Annotated in this window: 20 protein-coding genes and 8 tRNA genes; 4 read left to right on the plus strand and 24 right to left on the minus strand. The window is 38.0% G+C overall.

What is annotated here, in order from left to right:
• Nucleotides 1–52 precede the first annotated feature (52 nt).
• Both MHI51_RS24270 and MHI51_RS24275 read right to left on the minus strand, forming a co-directional pair.
• Nucleotides 53–835, minus strand: coding sequence for a hypothetical protein (locus MHI51_RS24270; RefSeq protein ID WP_076219804.1), 783 nt, complete (start codon nt 833–835; stop codon nt 53–55).
• Nucleotides 832–1,773 carry an ABC transporter ATP-binding protein gene (locus MHI51_RS24275; protein WP_179087026.1) on the minus strand — a complete coding sequence of 314 codons (942 nt, stop codon included), beginning with the start codon at nt 1,771–1,773 and terminating at the stop codon, nt 832–834. Before MHI51_RS24275 ends, MHI51_RS24270 begins: the two co-directional genes overlap by 4 nt.
• A gap of 156 nt (nt 1,774–1,929) precedes the next feature.
• Here MHI51_RS24275 and MHI51_RS24280 point away from each other — a divergent pair, with 156 nt between their 5' ends.
• Both MHI51_RS24280 and MHI51_RS24285 read left to right on the plus strand, forming a co-directional pair.
• Nucleotides 1,930–2,667 (plus strand): LytR/AlgR family response regulator transcription factor, encoded by a 738-nt coding sequence (locus MHI51_RS24280; protein ID WP_405173310.1) that lies wholly within the window; start codon nt 1,930–1,932, stop codon nt 2,665–2,667.
• Complete coding sequence (locus MHI51_RS24285; protein ID WP_405173311.1) at nt 2,660–3,952, plus strand: GHKL domain-containing protein; 1,293 nt, start codon at nt 2,660–2,662, stop codon at nt 3,950–3,952. The genes MHI51_RS24280 and MHI51_RS24285 overlap by 8 nt, the downstream gene beginning before the upstream one ends.
• A gap of 265 nt (nt 3,953–4,217) precedes the next feature.
• Here MHI51_RS24285 and MHI51_RS24290 read toward each other — a convergent pair whose 3' ends face one another.
• From MHI51_RS24290 to MHI51_RS24300, 3 genes are read right to left on the minus strand one after another with little or no spacing between them, the layout of a single operon-like run.
• A complete protein-coding gene (locus MHI51_RS24290; protein ID WP_076098983.1) occupies nt 4,218–5,225 on the minus strand; it encodes an iron ABC transporter permease in 1,008 nt (335 codons plus the stop codon).
• Complete coding sequence (locus tag MHI51_RS24295) at nt 5,222–6,271, minus strand: FecCD family ABC transporter permease (RefSeq protein ID WP_405173312.1); 1,050 nt, start codon at nt 6,269–6,271, stop codon at nt 5,222–5,224. Before MHI51_RS24295 ends, MHI51_RS24290 begins: the two co-directional genes overlap by 4 nt.
• Nucleotides 6,258–8,243, minus strand: a complete 1,986-nt coding sequence (locus MHI51_RS24300) for an AraC family transcriptional regulator (protein WP_405173313.1) — start codon at nt 8,241–8,243, stop codon at nt 6,258–6,260. Before MHI51_RS24300 ends, MHI51_RS24295 begins: the two co-directional genes overlap by 14 nt.
• Before the next feature lie 653 nt (nt 8,244–8,896).
• Between MHI51_RS24300 and MHI51_RS24305 the strand changes: the two genes are divergently transcribed.
• Complete coding sequence (locus MHI51_RS24305) at nt 8,897–9,397, plus strand: ParA family protein (protein WP_076221073.1); 501 nt, start codon at nt 8,897–8,899, stop codon at nt 9,395–9,397.
• Between the two features lie 170 nt (nt 9,398–9,567).
• Here MHI51_RS24305 and MHI51_RS24310 read toward each other — a convergent pair whose 3' ends face one another.
• The 6 genes from MHI51_RS24310 to MHI51_RS24335 form a co-directional block, all read right to left on the minus strand.
• Nucleotides 9,568–10,725 (minus strand): hypothetical protein, encoded by a 1,158-nt coding sequence (locus MHI51_RS24310; protein WP_143761926.1) that lies wholly within the window; start codon nt 10,723–10,725, stop codon nt 9,568–9,570.
• A gap of 71 nt (nt 10,726–10,796) precedes the next feature.
• The gene (locus tag MHI51_RS24315; RefSeq protein ID WP_076220373.1) at nt 10,797–11,942 is read right to left on the minus strand and encodes a hypothetical protein; all 1,146 of its coding nucleotides are present in this window, start codon (nt 11,940–11,942) and stop codon (nt 10,797–10,799) included.
• An 18-nt stretch (nt 11,943–11,960) separates the two neighbouring features.
• Nucleotides 11,961–13,169 carry a hypothetical protein gene (locus MHI51_RS24320; RefSeq protein ID WP_076185530.1) on the minus strand — a complete coding sequence of 403 codons (1,209 nt, stop codon included), beginning with the start codon at nt 13,167–13,169 and terminating at the stop codon, nt 11,961–11,963.
• Nucleotides 13,162–14,025, minus strand: a complete 864-nt coding sequence (locus tag MHI51_RS24325; RefSeq protein WP_076220372.1) for an ABC transporter ATP-binding protein — start codon at nt 14,023–14,025, stop codon at nt 13,162–13,164. Before MHI51_RS24325 ends, MHI51_RS24320 begins: the two co-directional genes overlap by 8 nt.
• Nucleotides 14,015–14,683, minus strand: coding sequence for a hypothetical protein (locus MHI51_RS24330; RefSeq protein WP_036687472.1), 669 nt, complete (start codon nt 14,681–14,683; stop codon nt 14,015–14,017). Before MHI51_RS24330 ends, MHI51_RS24325 begins: the two co-directional genes overlap by 11 nt.
• Nucleotides 14,684–14,726: 43 nt before the next feature.
• On the minus strand, nt 14,727–15,662 hold the full coding sequence (locus MHI51_RS24335; protein WP_076220371.1) for a D-alanyl-D-alanine carboxypeptidase family protein: 936 nt from the start codon (nt 15,660–15,662) through the stop codon (nt 14,727–14,729).
• 404 nt (nt 15,663–16,066) lie between these two features.
• Here MHI51_RS24335 and MHI51_RS24340 point away from each other — a divergent pair, with 404 nt between their 5' ends.
• Nucleotides 16,067–16,420, plus strand: a complete 354-nt coding sequence (locus MHI51_RS24340) for a BlaI/MecI/CopY family transcriptional regulator (protein ID WP_051491512.1) — start codon at nt 16,067–16,069, stop codon at nt 16,418–16,420.
• Between the two features lie 226 nt (nt 16,421–16,646).
• Here the strand turns inward: MHI51_RS24340 and MHI51_RS24345 are convergent, their stop codons facing one another.
• From MHI51_RS24345 to MHI51_RS24405, 13 genes are all read right to left on the minus strand, one after another.
• Nucleotides 16,647–18,500, minus strand: coding sequence for an ATP-binding cassette domain-containing protein (locus MHI51_RS24345; RefSeq protein ID WP_405173314.1), 1,854 nt, complete (start codon nt 18,498–18,500; stop codon nt 16,647–16,649).
• 331 nt (nt 18,501–18,831) lie between these two features.
• The gene (locus MHI51_RS24350) at nt 18,832–19,020 is read right to left on the minus strand and encodes a hypothetical protein (RefSeq protein WP_036687467.1); all 189 of its coding nucleotides are present in this window, start codon (nt 19,018–19,020) and stop codon (nt 18,832–18,834) included.
• A 69-nt stretch (nt 19,021–19,089) separates the two neighbouring features.
• Nucleotides 19,090–20,634 carry a radical SAM/SPASM domain-containing protein gene (locus MHI51_RS24355; RefSeq protein ID WP_076130852.1) on the minus strand — a complete coding sequence of 515 codons (1,545 nt, stop codon included), beginning with the start codon at nt 20,632–20,634 and terminating at the stop codon, nt 19,090–19,092.
• A gap of 684 nt (nt 20,635–21,318) precedes the next feature.
• On the minus strand, nt 21,319–21,888 hold the full coding sequence (locus MHI51_RS24360) for an RNA polymerase sigma factor (protein ID WP_036687464.1): 570 nt from the start codon (nt 21,886–21,888) through the stop codon (nt 21,319–21,321).
• Nucleotides 21,889–22,089: 201 nt separating this feature from the next.
• Nucleotides 22,090–22,168, minus strand: a tRNA-Leu gene (locus MHI51_RS24365).
• Nucleotides 22,169–22,187: 19 nt separating this feature from the next.
• Nucleotides 22,188–22,264, minus strand: a tRNA-Arg gene (locus tag MHI51_RS24370).
• A 10-nt stretch (nt 22,265–22,274) separates the two neighbouring features.
• A tRNA-Gly gene (locus tag MHI51_RS24375) sits at nt 22,275–22,349 on the minus strand.
• Between the two features lie 36 nt (nt 22,350–22,385).
• A tRNA-Lys gene (locus tag MHI51_RS24380) sits at nt 22,386–22,458 on the minus strand.
• Nucleotides 22,459–22,472: 14 nt separating this feature from the next.
• Nucleotides 22,473–22,550 (minus strand) — tRNA-Asp (locus tag MHI51_RS24385).
• Nucleotides 22,551–22,575: 25 nt separating this feature from the next.
• A tRNA-Met gene (locus tag MHI51_RS24390) sits at nt 22,576–22,652 on the minus strand.
• 89 nt (nt 22,653–22,741) lie between these two features.
• A tRNA-Val gene (locus MHI51_RS24395) sits at nt 22,742–22,817 on the minus strand.
• 89 nt (nt 22,818–22,906) lie between these two features.
• Nucleotides 22,907–22,981 (minus strand) — tRNA-Glu (locus MHI51_RS24400).
• A gap of 87 nt (nt 22,982–23,068) precedes the next feature.
• A complete protein-coding gene (locus MHI51_RS24405; protein ID WP_076278200.1) occupies nt 23,069–23,362 on the minus strand; it encodes a hypothetical protein in 294 nt (97 codons plus the stop codon).
• Nucleotides 23,363–23,471: the final 109 nt, after the last annotated feature.

The following is a 23,471-nucleotide window of genomic DNA, read 5'->3' on the forward strand; positions in this document are numbered from 1 at the left end:
TAAGATCATAGTTGTTCTTTTGTTATCCTTTTTCATAATCCATCCTTCCTTTCTATAGATGCACATCTCTCTTTTCAAAAGAAACTAAAGCAACGCTCAAGCAAACTCCTATGATTACAACAGGGATTAGGATCATACGAACACCCTCGTTTAGGGTATATATTTCATGTGAATTTACAGCAGAGAATTTAAAAATTTGCGTCGTTAGCGTATTTTCAGAAACCATTCGCAGATATACATATGATGAGTCTTTAAGATAACCACTGAGCAGAAAATCGCCAAATACAAAAACAAACGTGGCAATAACAGCGGTAGCCGATTTTTTCATCAATACTCCTAACAACAGCACGACAGCGGAATAAGCTGCGAGATACAAAATATTGAATCCAATAGCCCCCATAGCAACGATAAACTTCCCCTCTAAGCTTTCATTTCCGATATGGGAACCCGTAACAAGCGCTGCCAGCATATACAATACATAAAAAAGACCAAAAAATTGAATTACCCACCATAATACCACTTTTAATTCGGTCAGATATTTTCCCAGTAAATATAATGACCTGCTCTGACCCGAAGCGATAATGGTTTGAACCGACCCATACTCAAATCCCTCGGTAGCAAAAAAACAAACGTAAATCGGGATGATAAAATACAGAAAAAAAGATAACTGAATGCTAGTGATTAAAGGCTCTAAAGGACCATCTATATCAAATCCTACTTGTACCCCCATCCAAACCAGTAATAAGGCACTTCCAAACAGCAAAAGAAGACTTATCCCCTTGAACATGGGATCCTTGGTTACATAATAAGCTTCAGCCTCAAGAAAATTCCTCATTCGTTACCTCCAGCAATTAGATCCATATAATAGTTCTCAAGATTTGGAGCCGACAGGTTAATCCCTTCAATATGGATGCCCCGCTGTAGAAAAAAAGACATCAGCTCTTCCAGATTTGTACTCTCTTTAGGAATTTGAATTTCTCCAGCTTCGCTGATCGTAATGGTTTCTAGTTGGAGTTCACTTTTCAAAATCTGAAGTGTCGCTGCGGGATCAGCCGTTCGAATACAGATCTTTGTTTCCGCCGTATGCAAGAGTTCCTCCGCAGAAGCTTCTTTGATTAACCTTCCTTTATGAATAAAACCGTATTGGGTCGCAAGTAGCTGCAACTCACTTAAAATATGACTGGATATTAGTATAGTCACTCCTTGCTCTTTGGATAGCTTCTCCAGGATTTTTCGCACTTCTACAATGCCTGACGGATCAAGACCATTAATAGGCTCGTCCAATACCAGAAATTTGGGATCGTTAAGTAGAGCAATAGCCAGACCTAAACGTTGTTTCATCCCAAGGGAGTATTCTGAGGTTAGCTTAGAACCGGCATCTGCCAGAGAAACTGCCTGCAATACTTCCGCAATTCTGCTCTTATCCTTAATCCCAAACGCACGGCAATAAAACGTAAGATTTTGCTTCGCATTTAGATTAGGATAAAGCGCTGGCCTTTCAATTAGAAATCCAACCTTTCGCCTCGCCTCGTGAACAGCTTTTGTGTCCTTTTTTTCAAAAAGAGAGATTTCGCCATGTGTCGGATGTACCAATCCGCCTATTATCTTCATTAATGTAGTTTTACCTGCCCCATTTTCGCCAACAAACCCATAAATATCTCCTACCCCAATCGTCATATAGACATCCTGAAGCGCAAAAGACTCTCCGTATTGTTTGCTTAAACCTTTGGCCTCAAAGATCGTTTGAGTCAAATCAAACACTCCTCTTTTCACTTTTCCACATCCTAACATGTTGCCATGAACTCTACATTCAAACTGTAACAATCAAGTTAGTTAATGTAATTATTAAGAAGGATTTGTATAATGTGACTTATATGGTCGACAAATTCCCGGATATTTTGGACAATTCTTGTCGAAAGGAATGATAAAGTGATACGTATTGCTGTCTGTGATGATGACTTTCCCACTACTGAATTAATAGAGAGACTTATTCTGGAGACTCAAAGGAATTTCACAAGGAAAATAGAGGTGTCGATCTTTTATTCCGGAGAAAGCTTCACTAAGGCCATTCAAGAGGCCTGCGCGTTTGATATTATTTTTATGGACATTGAAATGGCGGATATGGATGGAATAAAAGCTGGGTATGTACTGCGGGGAAATGATGAAAATGATCTAGTGCAGCTTATCTATGTCTCTAGTCATGATGAATATCATCTGCAACTCTTCGATGTTCAGCCCTCGGGATTTATAAAGAAGCCTATCGATTCAGAGATATTTAAGCAAAAACTGATTTCTACGATTGAAAAAGTAATTCGCAAGCTGCAGCAAGGCAAAAAAAACTTCTTATCACTACAGCAAAAAGGAAAAGAAATTCTAATCCCCTATCGAAATATCATCTATCTGGAAAGCAACCGGCGGAGAATTATTCTTTATTCCTGCAAGGATCAACATGACTACTACAGTACACTAAACGAGGAAGAGCAGAAGCTTCCTGTGAGCGATTTTGTCCGAATCCATCAATCCTACATCGTTAACTTTTACTTTATTAAAGAAATCAGTAACCAGGAAGTAATTCTCCTTAATGGCGAAGCCTTACCCATTAGTGCAAAATACAGTGCCGATTTTAAGAAAAAATATCTGAAATTCAGGGGGAGTCTTGTTGGATAATATCTTTCTGGAGGAGTTATTCTATCTAGTTACGTTTCCACTTTTACCTATCATCATTCATTACTTCTACAGCCATTGTTTCGTTAGCCGACTTACCACCAAAGCCAATCTTGTTATCGTGTACTCTCTATATTTCCTCTGTATTGTCTTTCTGCACTATAGCTCACTGCCAGGCTCAATCCTACTCATACTCAATATTGGCCTGATTGCTCTCTTATCTTTTTTTTACAATGGAAATATCAAATGGCGGATCGTTGCCGCTCTTTTTCTGGTTGCGCTTATTACGCTTAGTGAGTTATCACTACCCCTATTTTACTCGACAAAGGGATATATTCTGAACCAGTTTCTTTCCAAGCTGCTGATGTTTATATTAGCTTTTGTATCCGTGCGCGTAGCTAAAGCCTTTGGAAATGGCGGGTTATCTAAATGGTATTGGGTTCTATTATTTATTTGCCCTTCTATAAGCACACTAGGGATCTACAGCTTCGCATCCAGCCTTTATATGCAGTCCTTCCCTACCCTTGTTCCAATCCTATCCACAGGACTACTCATTATAAATTTATTGATATTTATCTTATGTGACCGTATGTTAGTTATCCAATCTGCGCAGAACCAAAGTTATTTACTTGAGCAACAAAATGCTTACTATGTAAATCAATATCTTTTGACAAAAGAAATACAGGAAGAATCTTTTAAGTTCCAGCATGATATTAAAAATATTCTCATAGGTTTACGCGCAAAGGTACAATCCGGTGAAGCTGCCAATCTAAATGAGTTGGACAACTTACTGGGGCAAATAGACAATCCAATAGGCGTTAGCAATAGCGGGAATACGATTATTGATTCCATTATCAACTACAAGCAGCAGGTCGCTGAGAAGCATCAGATCCCCTTCAAGTTAGACTTGAACATCCCTGTACAGCTGACGCTCGACACCACAGTTATCAGTGTGATTTTAGGAAATGCACTGGACAATGCCATTGAAGCTTGTTGCGATAAAAGAAATGAAGAGTGCTATATAACCATACATATGCATTATCTTAACGAAAGCTTGTTCATCCGGATTCAGAATCCTTATGTGAATGAAATTCATACGAATCGTTTTGGCGACATCTGCTCCACAAAAACTAATAAATCCGGTCATGGTATAGGCTTAAAAAGTATCCAGAAGGTCGTAGAGGATAGTAATGGCTTAGTAGATATTTCATATAACAATAATCTATTTCAAGTCGAAATTGTTCTTTTTATGGTCCCTGTAAAAAAAGGATTTAGAAGCTTATCATAAGCTTCATCATAAACCCAAGTGATTCCTTCATCTTTACTGGTAAGATATATAGTTCCTGCCACACCGGTATCTTGATCAATTAACGAGATAGGGAACAGTCCTTCCTTTCTATTAAAGATAGGAGAAAGGGGATTTTTTTTATATTTATCAAACTTTTCTGGAATTTAATAAGCTCTGAAAATGAAAAAGGTCTATAAAATCGCTTATTAAGCAATTTTATAGACCTTTTTAGTATACCGGTGAGAGGAATGGAACCTATCGGTATTTATTTTGAACGCATCAATAGATATAGGAAGTAAGGCACACTCAGCATTGTTACAATAATTCCTGCGGGAATATCTGACTTAAAGCTGACCGTTCGAGCAATCGTATCCGCTACAAGCAGCAATAGCGCACCAATAAGCGCTGAAGTAGGTAGAAGCACTTTGTAGTCGTGACCTACCAGCTTGCGAGCCACATGCGGACTAATCAATCCAATAAAGAAGATCGAGCCCCCGAGCGCTACACAGCCAGAAGCTATGCCTACAGCCGCAATTGCCAAGCGCAAAAATTTCTTCTTTACAGCAACACCTAATCCTATCGAAATTTCGTTGCCTAGCACCAAGACGTTCAATGTCCTGAAATTAGAAAGAATATATGCGAATAGCAGCAATACCCAAGGTGCCAACAAGCTGATATAAGACCACTTGTCACCCCATAAATATCCTGCTTGCCAACGCTGCGCAAACTCATACTTCTGGTCATCAAGCTTTAAAGTCAGGAATAGCGATAGCGCACTAAACCCCATATTGATCGCAACACCAGTCAAGACAAGTCGTGTAGAAGAAATCATACGACGTTTTCTATAGGCTAGAACATAGATCAGAGCTGCTGCCAGCAGACCACCTAAGAATGCCATAGACGGCAGTAATAATGTTATAGCGGCGCCTTGAATGCTTACCGTTGAGATAATCAGCAACACCATAAGACCTGAACCTGAGCTAATACCAAGCATGCCGGGATCAGCCAGATCATTGCGCAGCAAAGCCTGCATAACTGCACCTGCCAGTGCCATCCCAAATCCAACAAGTATCGCTAATACGATCCGGGGAAGACGAAACTTATAAACAACGAGATTATGCTCCTCTGGACCTTGTCCAAGCAATACTTGAAATACTTCAAGTGGATTGAGGGACACCTTTCCCATATTAAGACTAAGAATAGCTCCTGCAATAAGCAGTATTAAAAGAGATAGAATCCATATTGTAGCCTTATGCGATTTAACAACATTCATTTGAAGGCTCTCCTCTCTTTGCTCGCAATTAGCAAGAAGAAAGGAACACCAATTATTGCAAAAATAATGCCCAGTGCTGTCTCTGCCGGACGATTAATCAGCCTTCCTGCGATATCCGCTACAACCATAAGTGCGCCGCCGTAAATGGCTGATGCCGGAATAATATAACGATAATCTACACCTACAAAAAAACGCATAATATGCGGAATAATCAACCCAACAAAGCCGATTGGCCCTACAAGTGCAACAGCTACACCCGCTAGTAAAAGGACCGCAAGCGTAGCTATCATCTTAACGAGAACGATCCGTTGCCCGAAGCCTTTCGCAATCTCTTCCCCCAAGTTTAAAACAGTGATAGAGCGTGCAATGAATAGTGACAAAGCCAGTCCACCTAAGAACCAAGGTATAACTAGCCTAATTTCCACCCATGTTGCTCCAGCCACACTACCCGAAGTCCAATAAGCAAGGGCACGACCAATTCCATAGTTTAATGAGATAAATGACCCCACAGCTCCAAATAGCATTGTAATTGATATTCCAGCTAGCACCAGTCGTTGAGGTGTCATTCCTGAACGATTCAATGAAGCGGCAAGATACGTTAATCCTGCTCCAAGTCCTGCGCCAATAAAGCTAACCAGCAAGGTTGTTGTCTGCAGTTGTCCTGGAAGAAAAACCAGTGTAACGGCCATTGAAAGTGCTGCTCCTGCATTTACTCCCATTAATCCGGAATCTGCTAAGGGATTTCGCGTATAGCCCTGCATAACCGCTCCTGCTACCGCGAGACACATACCTGCAATAATATCAGCTGCTGTACGCGGAATACGAAGGGCATGAATAATCTGATGCTCGGTCAGTTCAGGATCAAAATTAAAAATCGCTGTCCATGCCATCTTCAGGCTCATAGAAGCAGAGCCAAATGAGATAGAAGCTGCTACTGAAAGCAGCAGCAGCAGTATCCCTAGGAGTAGAAACAGACCGAAATACGATTTCCCTCTTAAATCAGGGATAACGGTTGTTCTATCATCTAGCTTTCTATTTTTTTTCATACGCTGACACTAGCTTCTCAACTACAAAATCTAGCTGCTTATCAAGAGAGTAGATATCGGAATAATATGAAAAATCAAACCCAATTTCGATCAATCTACCTTCTTTAATTGCTGGAATGCTGTTCCAAATTGGATTGTCCGACAAATCATCAGCCCCATCCCATACAGAGCGGAACACGAAGTCTCCTATATACTCAGGTAACACCTCTAAGGAAACAAACCCTCCAGTAGCCTTCTCTCTGCCATCAATCTTTTTCTGAAGAATCTCTGGTGCTTTTAGCCCTAAATATTCATAAATGATCTGAGAGCCCCTTCCATAAAGCTTGCTATCGATCACCGCCATCTCTTTTTTGCCGCCTTCGATAATGGTTACTGTCTTATCCAAAATTCCAAGTTCATCAAGCTGCTGCTTGCTCTTCTCCAACTTCTCGTGGAAATTATCTAATAGAGCTTGTGCCTCCTGCTCCTTGCCAAATACCTCGCCAATCTTCATTACACGTTCATCCGTCGCCATTTTTTCATAAGGAATTGGAACGGTCGGTGCAATATCCTTAAGGATTTCGTAAGTTTCTTCAGAAGCAGCTATGATCAAGTCCGGCTTTACTGCCATAATAGCCTCTGGATTAGGCTCATACCATGAACCTAGATCTTCAATCCCCCCCAGCTCTTCTGCAAAGGCCGCTCCTTCAAAGACACTCGAAGTCCCTACTGGCTTAATGCCGAGGGCCACAAGATCCCCTTGAAGGTATAACACGACAACCCTCTTTGGATTAGCTGGAACAACAATATCTCCCTTTATTGTAGAGATAGTTCTTGTCTGAGCCTCCTTAATGGCATTGTCAGCTGCAGTTGAATTATTTGCTGGTGATGATGTAACTTCAGAAGCTTTGGATCCATTAGAATTTGTGGCATTAGAACCAACACTTGCAGATCCACATGCACTTAATAGCAAGGTAAAGCTAAGCAGCATCGCTACAATAAAACTTGACGTCTTTGTTAATCTCATAGGTGAAGACCCTCCGGTTATTTCATTATGGTAATAGTAATGATAATGATTATCATACTCAATAACATTATATCGGGAGGATATGTGCTCGCCAATGGAGAATTTGGCGGTGGTAAATGGACGATTGTCCGATGAGCTCACCTGCCTGCTTTCCTTGCGGAACCGGATGGGAGATTGACCATTGTATTTACTGAACATGCGACTGAAGTAATATACATCGTTATATCCAACTTCTTCTGCAATATCGCGAAGTGGAGCATCGGTACATCGTAATAGCTCTTCTGCATGTGTAAGCCGGAATCGTATCAAGTATTCAATCAAGCTGAACCCCGTCTCCCCTTTAAAACGCGTTGATAAATGACGAGGGCTGTAATTAAATTGCTCCGCTATAGATTCTAGTGATAAATTATGACGATAATGCTCCTCAATATAACGGACAACCTGCCCAATGACATCCGGTTGCCTGAGGTTAATTCCATCCTTTGTGAACTGCTTTAATAACTCATGTATAAACTGATAGAACAAGCCTTTAACTTGAATTCTTTCCAATTGGCTTCCTTGTGCCCAAAGTTGTTCCATTGCCATTAGTTGATAGTGCAGTGGTAATGGCTCCAAAGACTCGAAGCTATACTGCATCCGAAATGGATTGCTGCGTTCTAAAAGTCTTGCTAAATCCTTTCTTCCTGGCAAGGAGGCTCTATAGAATAATAAATAGTATTCAAACAACTTCCCTGTCTCTATACTTAGTCTCATGCCCTTGCCACCATGCACAATAAAGTGACGGTCTGCGTCGTAATCTATGCCGTTGAGATTCAAGCTGGCCGTACCCCGCACACAGTAGATAAATCCACATGCTGGTAATACATAGCCTTGCAGCTTGTCCCCAGGCTTCATCACAGCATGTCGAATATCAAGTACTTTAACAGCGGCATAATTCCATGCGAAAATATGATCTTCCAGCCTCATCTTTGCAATACACTCCGATCTGCTCCACAATCTATTTGAATTAATTATATTTCACAATAAATGATAATGATTATCAATTAGTATTAGGTAGTTCCTCTATTTTGTCAATCGCTGTTTAGTATCATGATTGCTTATAGCTTTCGAAATGGAGCTTCCTCAGGAATGCCTCTATCTCATTCACATATCCGCTTACATTAATCTTCCTCAGTACAACTAAGTACAATTTCTTATTCACACTTGAAGGATGTATCAAAAGTTTTCCGGCACAGACATGAACGGAATTGTAAAAAAACAAACAAAAAAGTTCATCAGATATAGTATCTAATGAACTTTGAGTTGATTTAGTTGGTACCGGTGAGAGGACTCGAACCTCCACGGTTTCCCTCTCGATTTTGAGTCGCTCATGCTATCGGGAAGATAGCAGAAACTAAGTCAAAGAAAAGGAATCTAAAGCCCGCGAAAATCCTTGTAAGATCAAGTTTTTTTGCAGGTTCTTTCGTTAGATTTAAACGCCGCAAGGCTTCCGGGAATCTTCTCAAATAGTAGTCGCTTTTGCACAAATGAGAGAACTCGGAGAGAACTATAACAGATCAGCCCGCTCCCTATCATTGACAGATAATATCGAAGCTTTGGCTTCAGGGAGGGGAATTGATATGAGAAAAACAACAGTAAACACTATCGCTAATCAAAAAGGCAGTACAGGTAAAACCACCACCACTTATAACCTGGCTTACGCCTTATATAATGAAGGAAAAAAGATATTACTGATTGATTTTGATCCTCAAGGGAATCTAACGATGTACTTTGGTATCGAACAACCTGATAAACTCCCTTACTCTATGTTCAACATCAAGAACGCGATGATGACGGACGAACCGCTTCCATCGCCCGAAGAGTGCATTCATTCTCAAGGTAACATTGACCTGATTCCTAGCAACATTGAACTGTCTGTTGCCGAAATTAACCTACGGGATGAAAATGGCTGTGAAAAGACATTGACCACTTTACTGGAACCGATGAAAGCCAACTATGACTACATCATTATAGACACGACTCCATCACTTGGCTTACTCAATATCAATGCTTTGGTAGCACTCAACTGCTCAGATCATTGTGAAGGTAAAGAAGCGAATCAATCCACATATTCGCATTGAGGGCGACTTGATGACCAGGTGCGACACCCGTACCAATTTATATAATGAAACCATTCATCTAGTGAAAGTGTGGTGTATCATAGAAGTCAGTCGTCCGGCAAGTTTATTTTGATCAATGAAAATGGACTCTAGACTCCAAAGCGAGGAAAACTGTCGGCCTGTCTTTTACGTTATTCAAAAATAATTAAGTCATCTATCTCCCCTAACGCAAAATACAAGAATCCTTTGAATTTATCAATCGTAACATTCCGTAAAATATCAGCAAAATCTTCATAATCTTTTATTACTTGAAAATTATTAAAGTAAACTTTATTCAATATCTCTGCTTCGCATTCACTTCGACTTATTGGACTAAATCTATTACTGTATACATTTATCCTTAACTCCTCTTTTAACTCGTGGAAATTTACACTTTCAAGCATGAAATTTATTATCTGTTCCACATCTATGGTTATCTTATTTGGAGTCTCGTAAATATCATTGCTGCTCGTTAATTCAAATATATAGTAAATTCTAGTAGAGTCCTCATTACTAAAAAATATAATTTCAAATTTACAGTTATTTTTGACACCATAAGCTTTATCTAATAATTTGCAAATACTTATCAAGTACAATTCATTGAGAATCGTTTGTTCTTTGTTAAAAATCTTAGAAAAATAAGTACTAGAAAGTGCAACTTTTTTATCACTATTACAAAATAATTTAAATATTTGTACATCTATATTTAAATTAGATGCTATCCGTTCCAGTTCTTTGTCATGGAATTCTTGCTTTTCCACACAACCTCTTCGCTTTGTTTTTTGAGGCAAGTCAGAAATAACAAACTCATTTTTTTCATGATTAAAAATGAAATATCTTAAATTTCCTGCTACATAAATACTACTTAAAGTCTCAAATAATTGGTCAACGTTCAAACTTTTTACGTCCTCAAGTAGGCCTATTGGTCGAGAAACAATATCTTTATTTAAAAAATGAATCATTACATTGATCTTTGCCACCTCATTGTGTTTCGATAGTATTTCTTCCTCGACCTCTCTAATGGCCATTAACATTAAGTCATAATATTCATTTTTATTATCTAATATCCTCCTCACATAGTTTTCAAATTCAAAGATAAGGTTTAAACCTACTTGGTACTTCGCATTGCTCCAACTATATAAGCAATAGCAGTAACTTGTTTGTCCTCTCAAATTACTTTCTTTCTCTGTGAAAAAATCTTTGAGCATCGCCAGTATAACAAAGTGCTCTAGAACGTGAGCTAAACCGTTGTTGCTAATACCATCTTTTTCTGATCCAGCTTCGCATAAAATAAAAAATGAATACATCATCTACCTTCTTTCCGAACTTCACTTCATTTTTTTATCCTTGATGTGTTTTAACTTTATGCGTAATGCTCAATCTAAGAAGTAAACCTCATTTTATTAATCCATCTTGGCAAAAATAGTAGGAGTATAAATAAAACTGCAACAGTAATGGAAGGAACGGCAATAATTCTAGAAATACCTCCATAGGGTTCAAAACTTGTGTAATAGCTATTGAACTTGGCTATCTGCATGGGCAGAAAATTGCCCACATAATGTTTCAGAAAGAATACCTCGCTCATCTGAATGGCGTAAGATATGGCTATGGTGAATAGTAACAGGGCGTAGCCAGTATAAATCTGTGTGACTAATACGCTGATCAATAAAGTAATCCCTGTCATCAGTGAGATTGCCACATATCCAATAACCAGGTTGATTAAAAACTGCTCGAAATAATTCACCGCAACCATTGATAAAAAAAATTGTGGACTACTTTGTATAGGCAAATCCGCTCCTTGTAAACCGTACATAAAGAATATAGGCGTAATGTAAATCGCTACCGCCGTCAGATAAAGCAATAAAGAGAGCTGGAAGGCGTTGATAATCCGTATCCTACTCAGCTTACGTTTTCCAAACCTCGTGGATTTGACCAGTCCGTCCACGCCCAAGGTCTCGTCTTCATTAAAAATTGGGACCAGTAGAATGGAAATGAGAACCAGGACAATAAAAACACACTGGCTCATCCCTGAGTTAACGTTCTTCCATCCCTCGGCATAACCCATCCGGATAGGTTCGGAGAGAGAAGCCGCTGCAAAATTCCCGTTGCTGATTCCTTCCCTAGAACTCCCCGCTTCCTTCTGTGCACTTTTGATGATGTCTGCCCTGTCCTGATAAAATTGTTCTGCTGAGACATCCCGTATTCCAGTCCAGTTCCAGCCATACACTTGGATAATTATATCCAAGGCTGGCAAATCTGCAACATCCGCTTTATTCCTGTCTTCTGGTAGGCTAAGTTCTCTGTATTTTTCCAAAATTTTATTAATCTCAACTTCATCCAATACCTCCGGTTGATAGAAATACCGGTATTCCGTCCCATCTGTTACCTCATATCTTGCCTGATTTAAATAACCTGTTTTGATGGTGTCTAAGTTGTAAAAGGTAAGTATCAGAAACAATGCCAACAAAAAACCGAATATGTTTATGTTTAGGATTTTACTTCTGTTTACTTTTGATAAATAGCTCATGATTTCACCTACCTTCCTCTACTGTAAATAATATCTTCTCATCCATATAGAGATACCGATTCGAGATAAGAGAATGTACACAGTACCCAGAAACAGGGCGACAAAAACATAAGGAAATACAGTATTACCCACAAAATATAATTTCTCTATGCCTATAAGATTATTGATAAAGTTCTGGGGCATGAAGACCATCACTTTTTCAATCAGCGCCCCCCTCCCCATCTGATAAGTATTTACGAGATAAAAATAAATCAGTGAAAGTGCTAATACCAGTTTCCCTCTTTTAAAAACCACGGACAAAAACAGGATAAGATGCGTCACGACAAGTGTGGAAAAGTATCCCATGGAAATATAGAGTAACCCCTCTTGAAGCTGATTCATAGAATAAAATGTAATTGTTCCGATTTGAACCGAAGAGTCCCAGCCGTGCAGCGTATACACTGCGGTAATAAACAGCAGTATGATCGCAATATACACAAAATAGGCTATCGTAGAAAACACACAAGCGGCACCAAGCTTGTAGCTGAGCAGCCTCCTCCTGCTCTCCTTGGTGGATAAGGTCACCTTGTCAATTCCTTTGCTGCTGTTTTTGGAGAATCCTTCGCATAGGATAAAGGCCAAGAACATAAAGAAAAGGTAGATCGTATTTAATAAACCTATTTTCAGGTACTCCCAGCCACTATCGTATTTGAATAAAAATGGGGTGGGTACTTTTTGCATTTTCTGGGATATGATTTCGATTTGTTTCTCTGTATAAGGAAATAGATTTTGTTCAGTGGATAAATATTCGGTAAAACTGCCCTTCCAATCTACATAAAAATTGGAGAGCTGCTCATCCGTTAAATTTAAGCTGTTATCGAGAACACGGTACTTTATATATGGAAAGTTCAGTTCCCAGTTCAGCGCATCGTGAGGAAAAGTTAATCTTTTTCCCAACTTGCGATCTGTATCTACTTCGCCTTCAATATAAGGTTTGTCCACGCTGTTTTCGTAGTTTTGTTTCATTTGTAATAAATAATCCGTCGTCATCGTGCCCTCAACCGTGCGCTCCCTTAAAATTTTCCAGCCTCCAAGACCGCTATGTATGGTTCCCTCATCATCCAAGACATCTATACTCTTGGCGGTTTGAATCCAGGGGATCAGAATAATAGTGAGAAAGAGTAGGCTGATAATTACTGTATTTTTATTTAATATTTTTTTCAGTTCTAATGGAATGAAATTACGCATGGCTCCCACTCCCTAAGTAGATGTAGTAATCTTCCAGCGTGGGCTCGCATACGATTGCGCCTGATTCCTTTTCTCCCAAGTAACGGACATTAACAACGTTTTCTTCCTGCCGGATCCGTACGATCAGGTGCTCCTTTTTAAAGGAGGCCAGTCGCTCTCTGTCCATCTCCTCAGTAAATACTTTTCCTTTAATCCCGGATAACATCTTTTGCACATTACCTTGCTCTTTAATTTTCCCCTGATTTAGGATGATCACATTGGTGGTAATTGCTTCGATATCCGAAATAATGTGGGTAGAAAACAAGATGATCTTGTCCTGTCCCATTTCGCTTATGATGTTTGAAAAACGGATTCGCTCATGGGGGTCAAGCCCAGCGGTGGGCTCGTCAAAAATTAATATCTTCGGATCGTTAATAATGGCTTGGGCAATGCCCACCCGCCTTTTCATCCCTCCGGAAAAGGTTTTGACCTTTTTATTAGCAACATTCTCCAGGTTGACAAACTGTAATACCTCTGGAACTTTGTGCATCAGTTCTTTTTTTGACAACCCCTTCAGTGCTCCCATATATTCCAGATATTCTGTTGCTGTAAACGCGGAATAAACCTCGAAATCCTGGGGAATATATCCCACAAGATTCCGGTAGTCGTCGTTCATATGGAAGATATCCTTGCCGTTAAAGGTAACCTTACCACTAGTTTGATGGTCAATTGCCACAAGGATTCTCATCAAGGTGCTTTTCCCTGCCCCATTATCTCCCAAAAGCCCATACACACCTTCAGGCAATGTAAAATTTAGTTCACTGATTGCCCGTTTCATTCCAAATGTTCTTGTTAAATTCTCCGCTTTAATTTCCATCGCTAATTTCCTCTCTCAATTGATATACGTCTCCTTCCGAGAGAACTTGCCATTCTTCTCCCGTAGACTTTCTACCTAACAGGAGGTTGGTATATTCTCCGTCCAGCTTTTTCACTTCCCATGCGAACAGATTTTCATTTTCGAATCCTGCTATGATACCTGTTTTTTCTTCCTTGTATAGAATATTTTGGATTCTCGGATCATCAGTGTTTCCCCTAGTGCCATTATCCGCTGGTTCGGGAAACCGATCTGAATTTTCTCTCATGTATGCATCAACTGTTTTGTAGATGCCTGTTATATCCTCGATAGAAAGAGATGGAACTTCTATTGTTGGCCTAATTGAAGACTCTTTTCTTCCTTGCTCCCGATAAGTTCTTTCATTTTTTTTCCTCCCTTCATCAAGACGTTTGTCCAAAGCAATATCCTCAAAAGTCCTTTTATCATCTAGCGTTGCATCCTTTGGAGATTCCTCATTGCCCGGATTCTTATTCTCTGACTTTACATCCTTCGGATTATTATCTAAGGTAATTAAATCCTCTGAGATGGTTTTATCATCCTGTATGCTTGCATATTCTGAGTAGCTGCTTTGATTTTGGAAGTAGAGGCTTCCTCCAATCAAAATGGTTATAGTTAATACAAACATTAAGATTTTTTTCACTAAGACACCTCCATTTTTTATATGTAATTCTACATTTTATCGTTTATTTCAACTGACTTAATTTTCCGTATAAATTTAAAGTATCCCTAATCTGAGCCTGATCTGGATGACTAATGTCCTTTAATGGCGCCCCCATGACGATGACTATATACTCACGGTTATTCACTAACCCAAGTGTTGCCCAACATTGTCCAGCAGCAGATGTAGTTCCCGATTTACCTCCAATAATTTTGAAGCCGATTTGCTGATCTTCATTAAGGTACTTCAGTACCGTCGATTCTAACAGAATCCCTTCTGGATGGTCTGTTGTTGATGTCGTCAGGTATGTCTCTTGAGTAAACATCTTTTTAAAATCCTCGTTAGCTAATGCATAATCCAAAAGCTTTCCCACGTCTGAAGCGGTTGTATACTGATTGTCATCATGAAGGCCCTCAGGACTAGTGAAATGTGTACCATTTAAGCTGAATTCAGCGGCTTTATCATTCATCATCAAAACAAAATTTTCCACACTTCCCGCAACATGGACAGCTAAAGTGTTTGCCGCTTCACCACCAGAAGTGAGAAGCGTCCCATATAACAAGTCTTGGTAGGTAACCTCCTCATCTTCGCGAAATCCGGCCATAGAAGAGTTACTTGCAAGAAGCTCACCGAACGTTCTCCGGTCTACCGGCGCGATTACAGATAAGTCATCAACATGCTCAAGGGTGACAATTGCGGTCATAATTTTTGTCAGTGAAGCAGGATAAACCTTGGCTCCCGCACTTTCTTCGTAAATGGCTTGATCAGACTCTCTGTCATAGACATAAATATATGGACTGGCATAAGTGTTCTGTCCAAAGAATGGCAAGACCTTTTGTGAATCTAAATTCAGTTTACTTGCTGTTCCTATTAGCACTCCGAGAAGAACAATTGTGAATACTGATATTCTTACTAACTTGGGTTTCCTGTTCTTTAGCTTGCTACGTTCACCTTTCTCCATTTCCATTTTCTCCCTATTCTTCTTGGTACAAAGTATAGATTCAACACCTTAAAAATCTAGGTGTGTAGATCTTAAGTTTTTCTTAAATAAATGGTTTGTGCTTTACTATTCTTCTCTACTTCATTAGTATCCAGCCGTACACGAACTTCAACCGAGCGTTATATATAAAATGTTTCAAATAAATAGTGACATCAAAAAAATATCATCTAAATATTTTACTGCAATGTTGGTATTGCCTAACGTTGATTCTTTCTTTGTAAATCACTCATATATCCCTTAATATGCTCCAATAACAAACCAGTAAATTTTAAGAATAAAAAAATATGATGTCACTATTTTAAGATTGATATATTGCAATTTAGCAATTATAATAAACACAACCTACTATATGAAAGGTGAATGAAATGAAAAAACTGCCTAGAATCAGTCAAAAAGAACAAGATGTGTTATTGGTTTTTTGGCGAGATGGCGGAAATTTAACCGCATCAGCCATCGCAGATAAAGGGGACGGATTGGGTATTAATACCGTTCAAGCAGCGGTTCGGAATTTATTGAAAAAGGAATATATTGAAATTTCTGACATTGTATATAGTGGCACCGTACTAACAAGAAGTTATAAGCCTGTTATAAGTGCAGAACAATATGCTGCATATCAGTTGCAAATTTTAAAAATAAATGCTAAGAATTTTTCAGTATCGAACTTTGTAGAACATTTTAAAGAAAATAATGAGTTAGATTGTTTAAAAGAATTGAAGTAGTTATACAAATCCAAGTTTAATCTCACCGTAGTTAAAGATAAAATTCATATAGGACGAGTATGAAAACTGAAAAATTAAGTATGTCAAGCATTTTGTTGATATATTATATAGACATCTGTTTATTCCTTCTTCGAGAATTACAACAATACAGGAGTATCAGATGTTTTTCCATTTTCACCTTTTGGACACTTTGTCAAGCACTGATTACTGCTTTGAGCTCTTTATATTATTTCAACAACTCACCTGCAAGAGCAGGCTCTTTAATGAATCCTTTATAGTTGTCTGCTTGAATGTCATACAGCTCCGCATATATTTTATTATTGCTAATCAGAAAATCATGATCACCCACAGCGTCTACTTTTCCTTCGTGTATTACAATTATTTGATCAATATTTTTTATATTAGTGAATCTATGAGTAATAATTATATTAATCCTCTCTGTTTTTTTGTTTACCATATTTTCAAAGACTTCACTTTCTGTCTTAGCATCTAAAGCTGCTGTTGGTTCATCAAATACCATAACGTCTGCTTCCCGGACGAAACTTCTTGAGATAGCAAGTCTTTGCCATTGTCCTGATGAAATATCCTCACTATTTTCCCATCCAATCAATAAATTTGTATCAAATTTCCTATTTAATTCATTAATAAAATCATGTGCTTGACCTAAGACGGAAGCTTCTATTATAACTGGCATATTGTTAATATTATCAACCATTGAAATTCCAATATTTTCTCTTATTGTAAGCGGAAACTTCACAAAATCCTGAAACATCGCGCTCATTTTCTCAAAATAGGCTTTCTTGTCGTACATAGTTCTATTAATGCCATTGATTAATATCTCGCCTTTTGTTGGTGCATATAACCCTAAAATGATCTTGATCAACGTAGTTTTTCCACTTCCGTTATATCCGACAACTGCATAATCAAATCCTTTTTTTAATGTCAAATTTATATCTTCTAATATATGGTTACATGAGCTTGGATATTTAAAATAAACTCCTATAAACTCAATTGAATCCACGACAAAATCCTTTATTAAATCCTCCCTAACTTCCTCGCTTTTTATTGAATTTATTTTGTTTAACCTCTCAAAGCTCAATAAATACAAACAATTTTCATATAGTGTCAAAGCACAGCTTATTAAATTGATCAAAGCATTTTGCAGCTTGGTAGCAGTTTCAATACTCATTATGATCACACCGATTGACAGTTTACTCATAATACCATTAACAACTATAATTATTTTCAATAAATAGGTCAGTAAATGTTGAATAGAATCACCTACTGTAGATTTTATAGTCAAAGTTCTTTTTACATTTTTATCTTGCTCAATTATCTTTTCAAAAATATTATTAATGATATTCTGTATAAAAGATATGTTGGAAAATAATTTCATTTCTTTGAAATTTTCATATGTAACTATCATATCCTTTAAAGAACTATAGTACCTAGTTTTTTCATATCGTTTATCATATACTTCAAATAACTTTGACATAGATTTTAAATTAATTATTGTACTTGGGACTATTGATAGTATGATGATAATCACTATACTTATCTGGTAAGATGCCAATATACTTATTGTACCAACGAATAAAGTCATATTCATGATAATCTCAACAATGTTATTCAAAATACCTATACTTCTCACTGTTGACTCGTCATTTGTTTTTTGGATGTCATTATGTAGTCTTGGATCTTCGAAATCTTGCATTTCCATGCTGTCTACAATTTCAATAGTTTTATTTGTTATATACTTATCAACTAATACAGTATAAATTTCCTTTACATAATTTGTAGTTTTATTAATAATTAATTTTATTAGTACAATAATGAAATGAAGAAGAAAGAGATATATTATGATAATATAATCTTTGTTGTCATTTATTAAAAGAGAACCTATTTGATCTATTATATGCTGCCATACAATTAAGTTTATGATATCAGGTAAAGCCATAACAGAACTTAAAACTAAAATTAATATGAAGTATTTTTTTGAAGAGGCGAATAATACGCTTAGAGTAGTTTTTATAATAGCAAAGTAGTTACTAAAGTGTCTAAAATTGTTGAATTTCTTCATCTCAATTATCCTCCAGTATTAATTGTGTTCTAAGTACTAAGGACGTGACTAAACCCTGAAGAATAATGTGGTATGGTTATTGTATTTCAATATAGGTCATAGCCTTCTGAAGAGTAACTCCAGTCTAACAACCTTAGATTTGAATACAACAGTGTCTTCGTCGGTATTGGACGAAGACACTGTTGTATTGTGAAACTCAATTTCTTGCCGCGTCGGAGTTATACGCGTTGTTTACAGAACCGACGCAAGAGCAATTACAATCAGGTTCTGAAATTTTATTTAACTGAATAGTTCGTTAATTGAGAATTACACATACTGCTGGTTTGTAAAACTAGTTTCTTGCTGCGTCTTGGTTAGCCGCTTCATTTACAGAACCGATGCAAGAGCATTGACAACCAGTTCCTGAAACCTTAGTAGCTGCTTGGTTCGCTAATTTAGAGTTACACACACATGGCGCACGAAAAGCTATGCTCTCATTGTCAATAGCTTGCTGTTGATATGGATTCATAATTTTCAGCATATTCTCACCTCCTTTCATTATGTATTTATCCAGGTTTAAATGAGAACAATTAAACCGAGAAATTAATTGTTATAAAAGAACATCTTCGTTAAAGATTGCTAATTGTTCCGGTGATGTCCTAAGTAAGTTGTGATAATTCCTTAAACTACGTTCTGTTGTACTTCTATAATATTCACACTCTGCAAGATCAGGTTCCCTGACTCCCGAAGAATCCATTCTGTCTACATAACAACTACTACAAAGTTTAGCAGCCCAACAATCAGAGCAAATATTTTCCCAAACTTCGGAAAATTCATAAACATATTTTTTATAAATCTTTTCCTCAATAATCCCTTGATTTATATTTCCTATTGAAGGACTGTTTCCTATCCTTTCACATGCGAGAAAATCGCCATCTGCGGAAACAAATAATCGTCGGGATCCAACAACACAACAACCGTTCATTGGCACAAAATTAGTAGCTCTTTTTGTTACGCTTCTTTTATGAATTCTATCAAGTGAATTAAAGATAGTTTGTTCTTTGATTTCTTCCAAATTGCTAGTAATACTAATTTGCTTATCCTGCCATTGTCGTAGCGATTGGTCATTATAATCGGAGCTTTTAAGCAATTCTTCAGGCACAGTACCAGGTCCGGCATAACCTAATTGATATCGGAAATCTTCATGAGTAAAATCTAAATTTGTAAAAAAGTCATCTATTTGAGAAACCTTTTCTTCGCTAAACGGAGGCATGTACACCGCATTTGCACTTATGTGCATTTCCTTACCATTTTTTCTAGCTACACTATTTAATAATTTGAATTTCTTGAAAACGTCATCAAATGAGCCTGAGCCATTCTTATAAACTCGATACATATCATGTATTTCTTTGGGACCATCAATGCTACAAAGAATAGATAAATTGTCAACGGTAGAAAAATATTCAGCCATTTTGGGGGTTAATACAGACAAGTTAGTAGTAAAAGAAAATTGTATAGTCCTTCCTGCTAAAGCAACCTTCGAGTATTCAATAACTTCTTTTAATAGCTCGAATTCAAGTAAAGGCTCTCCACCGTAAAAAGTAATAGAAACTTCCTGCTGATCCCCATAAAGTTTCATGTAATCAATAGATTTAAGCGCCGTATCAGATGACATTCTTTTTGAAGTAAACGCCCGATTGTGAGGATACCCATCATGGTATATACAATAGCGACAACGCATGTTGCATTTTCCAGTTAATTCTAAAATGAGTTGCGTTGTCCCTGTATTCATTTCATTTTTTATATACTCTAGGGATATATCATTATATAAGTGCTTAATTTTGAATCCTTTGAATAAATCCTCCTCATTAATTGAAGTCATTAATTCATCTACATTAACGTTGTGAGCATAAATATATTGATTTAATTCATCTAAGCTTTTATTAGAGGAAATTAACAATTCAAATAACTGAGCTATATCATTGTCAAGCATCACAACCTTACTTGTACCACTATCGTAGAAGTAGTAAAAGTTATGTTCAGAGAATATCTTCCCTATGGAAAGTGCTGTTTGTGCTGGTTTTTCTTTTTTGTATTCTTGGATGTAATTAAAGAGTTCTGAAAAGTTTTCGAAGTTATCTTTATATAAATCCATTTCATTACCTCCTGCCATTAAAATACAATTCTTGAATATTATTATAGTAACATATTAAAAAAATATCAACACATTATTTTTTTAATATGTTACTTTCGGTCTTACCACATCTAGGTTATGAAGTTTAGTAGGCGAAAACTCTACTTGATAAGACTAAACCGAGCCCCATATTTTAATAGACAACTTCGCATAGAAACCTGCAACACTCTAAATCAAAAAAGAGCAGCATAAGCGCTGCTCTTTTTTGCTAGGCTAGAATCGGAGTCTTAATACTTGAATTCATACGAATAGGAGTTTATTGTCTCCAGAACCGTACTATTTTCCACAAATTTTGTTATATGTACCACCCGGTAGGTATTCCCGGAATTGACATAGTTAAACCCGTTCGAAGCATGTGAGCCCATGCTCGAGAAAGACTAGGTCCAAGTCTTCACATCAGACCATTGATTGCTGCTGTTTTACCTCTTTTGTAGGGTGAGAGTAATAGAAGTATCATAATCCGTATAAATCTTTATTGTTCTCCCACTCTCGATAGTCAGCGAAACAGATGTCACCGAGATATACTATAAAGGGTATTATTATCTTCTCCTGTACAGCAGGTTCAGCATATTCTACTCTCTAAGGTCATGCAAATAAAGATCTCTTCGTAATTTCCCTCTATTTTTTTCTTATTCAGATGTTTCTTCATACTCCACTTCCGCCATTCTTAAGAAGCAACTTCATTGCTCTGCGCCTGGCTCTGGTCAAATAAGATCTAATATTCACCGCTTGGACATCCATAGAAGCAGCAAGCTTGTGATCACTCCATTCAAGAATGTACTTGTTATACAATAAAGTCTGATCCCGTTCTGATAACTCACTGAGTATCTTGGCAATCTCTGTGTAATCCTCCTTGAGGCTATACATCTCCTCGATGCTAGGCTGCTTGTCGGCTATTTGCTCTATACTGTCAGCGGTTATCCCTGAAGAGGTATGATTCAGATGTCTTTTGCGCTGCTTCGCATGATTAATACTAGTATTATGTACGGTATGGACCAGATAGGATACTTGTTTATGCAGGTCTAGGGAACGCAATAATGCGGCTTTACTGATTAGTCTGACGAAGGACTCCTGTATCATATCATCAACAACATCATAGTCCTGCAAGATCTCATAAGCCTTCTTTTTCATAATAGGATAATACCTATCGTATAGCTCTGTTAGAAATACAACATCCTCGTTAACTTCTACAGTAGATAGGATGGTGAAGAACATGAATATTCTCACTCCCTTTAATTTACATTATAATACATAATAATAGTTGATCCACCTTATTATGGAAGTGATGTATGATTCACAATATATGCTACTAGAAGCATTCAGCGAAACAAAAAGACCACTATAAATAGCTATATTTAGAAAATAAAAAAAACTTGTAAAATTGCTGGAAGCAATCTTACAAGTTTTTTTTCGATATACCGGTGAGAGGACTCGAACCTCCACGGTTTCCCTCTCGATTTTGAGTCGAGCGCGTCTGCCATTCCGCCACACCGGCAAAGTATTAAGTTAAAATATGGCGCGCCCTGAGAGATTCGAACTCCCGGCCTTTTGATTCGTAGTCAAACGCTCTATCCAGCTGAGCTAAGGGCGCAAAATTTATATGGAGCGGACGACGGGAATCGAACCCGCGACCCTCGCCTTGGCAAGGCGATGCTCTACCGCTGAGCCACGTCCGCACACGGTATGTATTGATGTCCGACTCACTAAAGAAGTGAGCCATGAAGGACTCGAACCTTCGACACCCTGATTAAAAGTCAGGTGCTCTACCAACTGAGCTAATGGCTCATAAAGCAAGAAAATGGCGGAACCGACGGGATTCGAACCCGCGGTCTCCTGCGTGACAGGCAGGCATGTTAGGCCAACTACACCACGGTTCCAGAAGAATAATTGCTTAATGAAAATTGGTTGCGGGGGCAGGATTTGAACCTGCGACCTTCGGGTTATGAGCCCGACGAGCTACCGGGCTGCTCCACCCCGCGTCAGTAAAAAAGTATTAATTCCCTTGGATCCCCCGGAAAGTATCCGGAATCCTTAGTGAAGCATTAACTTCACTTTTGGGGATGTGTTATGGTGGAGGCTGAGGGGATCGAACCCCCGACCCTCTGCTTGTAAGGCAGATGCTCTCCCAGCTGAGCTAAGCCTCCATGTAAAGAAGCAACTTAATTATCATACCACAATCAAACCTGTAATGCAACCATTTTTTCTAGAAGTCTAATGCTGTTTCAAGAAGAAATGGTGACCCGTATGGGATTCGAACCCATGTTACCTCCGTGAAAGGGAGGTGTCTTAACCCCTTGACCAACGGGCCGTTTTAAAAACAAATTGTTTTGACAACAAAAAAGATTATATCATGTATTATTAAGTATAGCAATACCTAAACTAATTATTTTTCTTTTTACTCTTCCCTAGGTAATAGATTGATATGAAGCTTTTGAGATATTATCTCAACGATTTGACCTATAGTTCTATCATTCGTGTCTAGATGCTGCTTAAATACCTCGTGATCAAGCCCTCTGATCCACCTGTCGATCTGCTGAGCAGCCCAAGGGTCTTTTCCTTCACCTCTAACGCTTAATCTCTTAAGCAAGGTCTCTCGGGAGCCACGCAAACTTAAATGATAAAGCTCTATACCTCCATCAATGAACTTGCCGATGATTTCACTATCTAGATTCATTATGGTCATAGGCACGATAATTATTCCATCATACTCGCTAGCTATGTTTTTCTTCTATACATTTCATATGCGGTTTGTGTCTTCCCTGAACCAAAAGCACCATTGATCCATATAATCATGATCA

The organism is Paenibacillus sp. FSL H8-0260 (assembly GCF_045040625.1).
In the GTDB taxonomy this organism is placed as follows: domain Bacteria; phylum Bacillota; class Bacilli; order Paenibacillales; family Paenibacillaceae; genus Paenibacillus_AQ; species Paenibacillus_AQ odorifer.